Source organism: Arthrobacter sp. SPT-J7, assembly GCF_059089965.1.
Genome location: NZ_JBNHFF010000228.1, coordinates 1 through 5003, shown reverse-complemented (window position 1 = coordinate 5003; position 5003 = coordinate 1). Strand labels below are relative to the sequence as shown.

5 protein-coding genes are annotated in these 5003 nt (G+C 66.3%); 2 read left to right on the top strand and 3 right to left on the bottom strand.

All coding sequences use genetic code 11. The features are described 5' to 3' along the window. Positions 1–83 precede the first annotated feature (83 nt). Genes AC5RWX_RS30035 through AC5RWX_RS30025 form a run of 3 tightly spaced genes read right to left on the bottom strand, consistent with a single transcriptional unit; the run spans position 84 to position 3321 of the window. The gene (locus AC5RWX_RS30035) at positions 84–935 is read right to left on the bottom strand and encodes a sugar phosphate isomerase/epimerase family protein (protein WP_494099871.1); all 852 of its coding nucleotides are present in this window, start codon (positions 933–935) and stop codon (positions 84–86) included. A 2-nt stretch (positions 936–937) separates the two neighbouring features. After that, positions 938–2152, bottom strand: coding sequence for a dihydrodipicolinate synthase family protein (locus tag AC5RWX_RS30030; protein ID WP_494099870.1), 1215 nt, complete (start codon positions 2150–2152; stop codon positions 938–940). Beyond that, on the bottom strand, positions 2152–3321 hold the full coding sequence (locus tag AC5RWX_RS30025) for a Gfo/Idh/MocA family protein (RefSeq protein ID WP_494099869.1): 1170 nt from the start codon (positions 3319–3321) through the stop codon (positions 2152–2154). The genes AC5RWX_RS30030 and AC5RWX_RS30025 overlap by 1 nt, the downstream gene beginning before the upstream one ends. Positions 3322–3492: 171 nt before the next feature. Between AC5RWX_RS30025 and AC5RWX_RS30020 the strand changes: the two genes are divergently transcribed. Both AC5RWX_RS30020 and AC5RWX_RS30015 read left to right on the top strand, forming a co-directional pair. Beyond that, on the top strand, positions 3493–4638 hold the full coding sequence (locus AC5RWX_RS30020; RefSeq protein ID WP_494099868.1) for a LacI family DNA-binding transcriptional regulator: 1146 nt from the start codon (positions 3493–3495) through the stop codon (positions 4636–4638). Between the two features lie 2 nt (positions 4639–4640). Beyond that, a partial coding sequence (locus tag AC5RWX_RS30015; RefSeq protein WP_494099867.1) for an alpha/beta hydrolase occupies positions 4641–5003 on the top strand: 363 nt, incomplete at its 3' end.

Genomic DNA, 5003 nt, shown 5'->3' with positions numbered 1-5003 from the left:
GGACCGCTGATGCGGTCCGGGTCCTTTCAGGTGGGGCGCAGGCTCCTGCCATGACGTAGCAGGAGCCTGCAGTCTGTTTCAGGTCAGGCGTACGGAAGGACAAGCTCCGCGTAGCGCTCCTTCACCGTGGCCAGGACAGTGTTGCCGTCCGTGTCCCAGATGTCCTGATTGAAGATTTCCACTTCGATGTCACCGGTGTAGCCGGCATCACGCACCCAGGTGCCGATGGTGGCAAAGTCCACCACGCCGTCGCCCATGTATCCACGGGACAGCAGCGGATCGGCGGCGATGGGCATGTTGAAGTCGCAGACCTGGTAGGAGGCAATCCGGTTCTCCCGGCCGGCGCGTTCGATCTGGGCTTTGAGCTCGGGATCCCACCAGACATGGAAGGTATCAACCGCGACGCCCACCGTGGAGGCGTCGAAGGGCGCCGCAAGGTCCAGGGCCTGTCCCAGGGTGGAGATGAGGGCGCGGTCCGCCGCGTACATGGGGTGCAGCGGCTCGAGGACCAGGCGGACGCCGTTTTCCTCCGCAAAGGGAGCGAGGTCTGCAAGGCGGTCCGCGACGCGCTGGCGCGCGGCCACCACGTCCTTCTCGCCCGGCGCCAGTCCGCCGACAACAAGGAAGAGTTCCTTGGTACCCAGGGCCACTGCTTCCAGGATGGCGGCGCGGTTGTCAGCCAGTGCGGCGGCCTGGCCCTCGGGGTCCGCGGCGGTGAGGAATCCGCCGCGGCACAGGGAGGAGACGCGCAGGCCGGCGTCCTTGATTAGGCGCGCGGCCTTGTCCAGGCCGGCTTCCTCCACCCGGTCCCGCCAAGGGCCGATGGACGGGATCCCGGCGTTGACGCAGCCCTCCACAACCTGGGCGAGGGTCCACTTCTTGGTGGTGGCGCTGTTGATGGCGAGGCGGGAGAAAGTGGAGGATTCCGGGTTCATTGTCATACTCCCACCCCGTTGATGCGCAGGTAGTCGGACATCCGGAAAGCGGCGAGCGCCGGGTCCCGGAGCAGTCCCGCCTGGTCTGCCAATTCAAACGTCTTGGCGAGGTGGCAGACGGACCGGCCGGAGTGCAAGCCGCCCACCATCTGGAAGCCCTGCTGCTTGCCGTTAAGCCAGGACATAAACGCGATCCCGGTCTTGTAGTAGAACGTGGGGGCGCTGAAGATGTGCTTTCCCAGTTCGCGGGTGGAATCCAGGATCTCCCGGGCCTTCACGGCGTTGCCGGCATCGTAGTTCTGCAGGGCGACTGAAGCTGCCGGGTAGATGGCGGCGAAGATGCCCAAGAGGGCGTCGGAGTGGTGGGTGCCGTCGCCGTCGATCAGTTCGGGGTAGTTGAAGTCATCGCCAGTGTAGAGGCGGACGCCTTCGGGGAGCGCAGCGCGGAGGGCTACCTCGTGGCTGGCGTCGAGCAGGGAGACCTTGACGCCGTCCACCTTCGCCGCGTTGTCCTTGATGAGCCCCAGGAACGTGTCCGTGGCAGTGGCGACGTCGTCCGAACCCCAGTAGCCGGCGAGGGCGGGATCGAACATGGTGCCGAGCCAGTGCAGGACGACCGGCTGTTCCACTTCCTGCAGCAGGGTGGAGTACACCTTCAGGTAGTCATCGGGGCCGGCGGCAACCTTGGCCAGGGCACGCGAGGCCATAATGATGACCTTGGGTCCGGCCTCGCTGATCACGGCAATCTGCTCGCGGTACGCCTCGATGACGGCCTTGAGCCCGGCTTCGCCCACGGGAAGGGAATCGATGTCCAACTGGTCCGTGCCGGCTCCGCAGGACACGAGGTCCCGAACGGTTTTGCCGGCCGTGGCCGCGTTGCCGGACGAGACCACGGAGGCAGCCTCGACTCCGGTGCGCTTGATGAGCTGCTGAGTGGCGGGCCAGCCCAGGCCCATGCCGCGCTGGGCGGTATCCATGGCATCGGCAACGCCCAGGCCGTAGGACCATAGCTCGTGGCGGTAGGCCATGGTGGCTTCCCAGTCGAGCCGGGCCGGGGCGCCGGGGGTGTTGTCTGCAAGGACCTCAGGGATGACGTGTGCTGCGGCGTAAGCGCGGCGGGCTGTCAGCGGAGCTGTGGGACGGGCCCAGGACGTAGCGCCTTGGAGCCGGTATTCCCTGGTACCGCCGTCGTGGGAGGGCAGGATGAGTGTGGTCATTAGAGCGTAATCTCCGGGACGTCGAGGGTGCGGCGTTCGTCGTTGGACTGCAGGCCGAGCTCTGCGAGCTGGACACCGCGGGCGGCGGACAGCAGGCCGAAGCGGTGTTCGCGGCCGGCAACGACGTCACGGAGGAACTCTTCCCACTGCAGCTTGAAGCCGTTGTCCAGCTCAGCGTTGGCGGGCACCTCCTGCCACTGGTCGCGGAAGGATTCCGTGACGGGCAGGTCCGGGTTCCAGACCGGCTTCGGGGTGTGCGCACGCTGCTGGGCAACGCACTTGTTCAGGCCTGCGACAGCGGAACCATGGGTGCCGTCGATCTGGAATTCCACGAGCTCGTCCCGGTAGACGCGGACTGCCCAGGAGGAGTTGATCTGGCCGATGACCGGGTCGCCGGCCGGGGTCTCGAGTTCGAAGATGCCGTAGGAGGCGTCGTCGGCGGTGGCCTTGTACTCCTTGCCCGCTTCGTCCCAGCGGGTGGGGATGTGGGTGGCGGTTTTGGCGTTGACGCTCTTGACCTTGCCGATGATGCCTTCAAGGACGTAGTTCCAGTGGCAGAACATGTCCGTGGTCATTCCGCCGCCGTCTTCCTTGCGGTAGTTCCAGGACGGTCGCTGCGCAGCCTGGACGTCGCCTTCGAAGACCCAGTAGCCGAATTCACCGCGGATGGAAAGGATGCGGCCGAAGAAGCCTTCGTCCACCAGGCGGCGGAGCTTGACCAGGCCGGGCAGGTACAGCTTGTCGTGGACAACGCCCGCAGTCACGCCGGCTTCCTTGCCGATGCGGGCCAGTTCAATGGCTTCTTCAAGGGTCTCTGCCGTGGGCTTCTCCGTGAAGATGTGCTTTCCGGCGAGCATGGCCTTCTTCAGGGTGGCAGCGCGAAGGCTCGTCATGGAGGCGTCGAAGACAATGTCGACGGTGGGGTCGTTGATCACGGCGTCGAGGTCGGTGCTCCATTCGGAGACCTTGTGCTTTTCCGCAAGTTCACGGATTTTGGCTTCGTTGCGGCCTACCAGAATGGGCTCAACCTGGATGCGGGTGCCGTCCTCGAGGGTGAAGCCGCCGGCGTCCCGGATGGGGAGGATGGAACGCAGCAGGTGCTGGCGGTAGCCCATCCGGCCGGTGATGCCGTTCATGGCAATGCGGATTGTCTTAGTTTCGAAGCCCATGTGTCCTCCACGGTGAGTGAGCAGTAGTACTCAAGCTGGTTGGGAAAGCGCATTCCCACTGCATCCATGATGCACCCGGCCGAACATATTGGCAAGCGCTTTCCGCAAAGGGCATCAAACTGCCATAATGTGAGCACGCTTACTGTCCCCTTAAAGTCTCCAGGAGTTGCTGTGGCTGCAAGTACCCTTACCGAGGTGGCGCGGCTCGCCGGCGTGTCGCCGGCCACCGCCTCGCGCGTCCTCAACGGTTCCGCGCGCAAGCCCGGCCAGGACATCGCGGACAGGGTCCGGCAGGCCGCTGATTCCCTTGGCTACATTCCCAATGCGCAGGCACAGGGCCTCGCGAAGTCCAGCTCCGGTTTGATCGGCCTGATCGTCCACGACATCGCCGACCCCTACTTCGCCGCCATTGCCCGGGGCGTCCAGGAAGCAGCACGTGAGCAGCGCAAAATGGTCCTGCTGGCCACCACCGGCGGAACTCCGGCAGAAGAGAAGGAAGCGGTGGCAGCATTCGCAGCCCGCCGCGCCGACTCCATCGTGATCGCAGGCTCACGCTCGTCCCAGCCGGAGAACCAGGAGGGCAATGCAGAACTGGCTGCCGAACTGGACAGGTATTGCCGCAACGGCGGCCGGGTAGCGGTCGTCGGCCACCCGGTAGTCGGTGCGACGGCGAAGGAGGGCTACCACGTGGTGGCCGTGCCCAACCAGGAGCTCGCCGCAGCACTGGCCGGCAAACTCGCCTCGGGCTGGGACGGCGGCTTTGTGATCATCGGCGGACCCGAGGGACTATTCACCTCCGACGACCGGGTGCGCGGTTTCCAGGAGGGCCTGGCAGCGGCAGGGCGTGAACCTGCGGAGATCCTGCGCACTGCCTTCAACCGGGCGGGCGGCTACGAGGCGGGCCTCAAGCTTGCAGGGCTGATCAAGGAACGCCAGACGGGATCCGGCGATGTGGCGGACCGCAGGCGGTTGTGCATCTTCGCGGTCAACGACGTGATGGCCATCGGCGCCACGGCTGCCCTGCGGTCGCAGGGGCTCCGCATTCCGCGCGATGCCATCATCGCCGGCTTCGACGATATCGAGACGCTCCGCGATTTCCGCCCCGCACTCTCCACGGTCCGCCTGCCACTCGAAGAGATCGGGCGCCTTGCCACCCGTGCCACAGCCCCGGGAGCTCTTGCTGCCGGCGGAGCGCCGGAAGGGGAATCCGGGGACGCAGGAACGGGCGGTACAGAAAAGGGAGGGGCCGACGTCGTGCGGCCGCATCCAATCAGCGGCGAAGTGACGCTGCGGCGCAGCACCGAGACGGCTGCCTGACCGTGGCGCCCCGCCTGACAGTTGTCCCGTCCCGTACCGCCGCCACCGGCGACCGGCCCGCCGTCCTGGTCCTCCCCGGAGGCGGCTACGCCCGGCAGGCCGACCATGAAGCGGAGCCTGTTGCTGACTGGCTCGCCGGGCTGGGCATTCACGCTTTTGTCCTGCGGTACCGGGTCGCCCCCGACCGGCACCCTGCGCCGCTCGAGGATGCAAAGCAGGCCATGCTCCACATTCGCGATGGTGCCCACGGCCTCGCTGTTGACCGGGAACGCGTCGGAGTACTCGGATTCTCCGCCGGCGGACACCTTGCGGCGACGCTCTCCACAGCGGTGGCCACCGGCAGCGCTGGGCTCGACGTTCCCGGG